Here is a 2,712-nt window from a genome sequence, read left to right on the forward strand (position 1 = left end):
ATTCTGGCAAGCATTCCTTTAAACCCATCCGAAATCACAGATTCACTGTGTCCGGTACTCACTTGTTCATTTCCAAAAAGTAATAAACCCACACCTGTGGCGTGGATTGGATTACGTACTACATCAACTAAACCACCAACATGCTGTGGCACACCAAGCCTTACCGGCAGATGAAAGACTTCTTCAGCAAGTTCAATTGCGCCTTCCATTTTTGAACTGCCACCCGTCAATACCACCCCGGCAGCTAACATTTCTTCAAAGCCACTGCGACGCAGTTCAGCCTGTACCAGCATTAGTAGTTCTTCATAACGTGGCTCAACCACTTCGGCCAATGTCTGTCTCGCCAGTTGGCGAGGCGGTCTGTCTCCAACACTTGGCACTTCAATAGTTTCATCTTCCCGTGCCAGTTGAGTCAGGGCACAGGCATATTTGATTTTGATTTCTTCGGCATATTGCGTCGGTGTTCTTAACGCCACGGCGATGTCATTGGTCACCTGATCGCCTGCAATCGGAATCACTGCGGTATGGCGTATGGCACCATCAATAAACACGGCAATATCAGTTGTACCACCGCCAATATCGACCAGACATACACCCAGCTCTTTCTCGTCCTGTTCCAGTACTGAGTAGCTGGAAGCCATCTGTTCCAATATGATTCCATCAACAATCAGTCCACATCGCTCGATACATTTGGTGATGTTTTGGGCTGCACTGACAGCCCCGGTAATCAGATGCACTTTGGCTTCCAGCCGCACACCCGACATGCCGATAGGCTCACGAATACCTTCCTGGTTGTCGATAATGAATTCCTGAGGTAATACATGCAGCAATTGCTGGTCGCCCGGGAAATGCACTGCCCGTGCGGCATCCAGTACCCGATCCAAATCTCCTTGAGTCACTTCCTTATCCCGAATGGCAACGGTGCCATGTGAATTCAGACTACGAATATGACTTCCGGCAATCCCGGCAAAGACAGAGTGGATCTGGCATCCAGCCATCAGCTCGGCTTCTTCTACCGCACGTTGAATGGATTGCACAGTAGATTCAATATTGACCACTACCCCTTTTTTCATGCCTCTGGCCGGGTGTGAACCAATACCGATAATTTCCAGTTTATTGTCATTGGGACCGGCATCCAGAATTGGGGCTGCCACGATCGCTACCACTTTGGAAGTGCCGATATCCAGTCCGACAATTAGTTCTCTTTCAATTCGTTTCGACATTACACAATTCCATTAAAATCAGGTTGCTTACCGGTTTTCCAAACAACTGCAAGTCCGTTGGTGTAACGCATATCTACAATTTGGATTTGATCGCGATAACTGGCCAACGGGCCTTCAAATACTCGAATAAATCTGGCTAATCGCTGTTCACTTTCTGCACGTCCCAATTGCAGCTGCATATCATCTGTAAATTTCACCTGCCAGGAACGCCGCTCATCCATGGTCAGGCTTTTCACCCTTAATCCAAGCGAATCTACAGACTGCTGAATAGTCACCAGCTGCCGTGACATCAACTCACTGCTTCCTTCAGGCCCATATAACTGAATAAGTCCGGCAGGCATTTTTCCGCTTTCAGGATAAAATACCTGGCCACGTGTATTGACCAGACCATCTTCATTCCAGAGTGCAACTGCCTGATGCTCACTGACCATTAAATGCAAAGTATCCGGCCAGACACGTCTTACCTGTATTTGTGACACCCAGGGAAGCGCTTCACCCGCTGCACGAATTCCTGCAACGTTTACATCAAGGAAGCTACCGGTTACATAAGGTGTTACCGCTTCAATCAAGTCCTGTTTATCAGTATTGATTAGTTCACCTTCCACCGTGACATGCTGAATCGGCAAAGTATCTGTGTTGTTTAAATAAACCACACCGATAATCAGTATCAACAGCACCAACACAGTGCTGACATTTCGCAAGTTACTTTGCCAGTTCATTTGTTCGCGTGGTTTCACCACACGGGTGCGTGTTGCACCGGCTTTTGGACGTTGTCTGATAGCCATCAGCGTTTGCCCTCCAGACTGCTCTTTAATACCTGCCCAACCAGATTTTCAAAACTAATTCCAGCCTGACGGGCTGACATCGGCACCAGGCTGTGATCAGTCATACCGGGCACACTATTCGCTTCCAGCAAGTAAAAATCACCATGCTGGTCGGCCATAACATCAATACGTCCCCACCCAGACATGTTGAGCGCATTGAAAGCGTTGATTGCCAATTGCTGACAGCGTTTCTCATCAGCATCACTCAAACCACACGGACACAAATACTCGGTTGAATCCGCCAGATACTTGGCTTCAAAATCGTAAAACTCTCTGGGTGTTGTTAATCGAATAACCGGCAGCGCTTCTCCGTTTAAAATACTCACCGTATATTCCGCCCCATGCACCCATTGCTCAGCGATAACTTCATCGTCATAGTCAAAAGCAAGGTTGATAGCTTGTTGCAGCGCTTCGGCTGATGTCACCTTACTCATACCGATGCTGGAACCTTCGTTGACCGGCTTAATGACTAGCGGTAAACCCAATTCCTCAACGATTTGCTGTGGATTGGATTGGCGATTTAAACGCACATATTTTGGTGTTGGTAAGCCCTGACTCTGCCAGACCTGTTTGCTCAAACGTTTATTCATTGACAGTACCGCACCGGTAATGCCGCTACCGGTATAAGGAATTTGCAATGACTGCAAAACACCCTGAATTTCACC

3 protein-coding genes are annotated in these 2,712 nt (G+C 47.7%); all 3 read right to left on the reverse strand.

From position 1 onward, the window contains the following. On the reverse strand, window positions 1-1,223 hold a 1,223-nt coding region (gene ftsA / locus B3M51_RS10235), incomplete at its 3' end, for a cell division protein FtsA (protein WP_292758910.1). Next, window positions 1,223-2,008 carry a cell division protein FtsQ/DivIB gene (locus B3M51_RS10240; RefSeq protein ID WP_292758912.1) on the reverse strand — a complete coding sequence of 262 codons (786 nt, stop codon included), beginning with the start codon at window positions 2,006-2,008 and terminating at the stop codon, window positions 1,223-1,225. The genes ftsA and B3M51_RS10240, both read right to left, overlap by 1 nt. Continuing rightward, on the reverse strand, window positions 2,008-2,712 hold a 705-nt coding region (locus B3M51_RS10245), incomplete at its 5' end, for a D-alanine--D-alanine ligase (protein WP_292758914.1). The genes B3M51_RS10245 and B3M51_RS10240, both read right to left, overlap by 1 nt.

The sequence above is a fragment of the Methylophaga sp. UBA2689 genome, assembly GCA_002354555.1.
GTDB lineage: Bacteria > Pseudomonadota > Gammaproteobacteria > Nitrosococcales > Methylophagaceae > Methylophaga.

Bases quoted from the DNA above. Each gene is read 5' to 3' on its own strand.
- B3M51_RS10240 (WP_292758912.1), bottom strand. From the start codon at position 2,008: ATGGCTATCAGACAACGTCCAAAAGCCGGTGCAACACGCACCCGTGTG.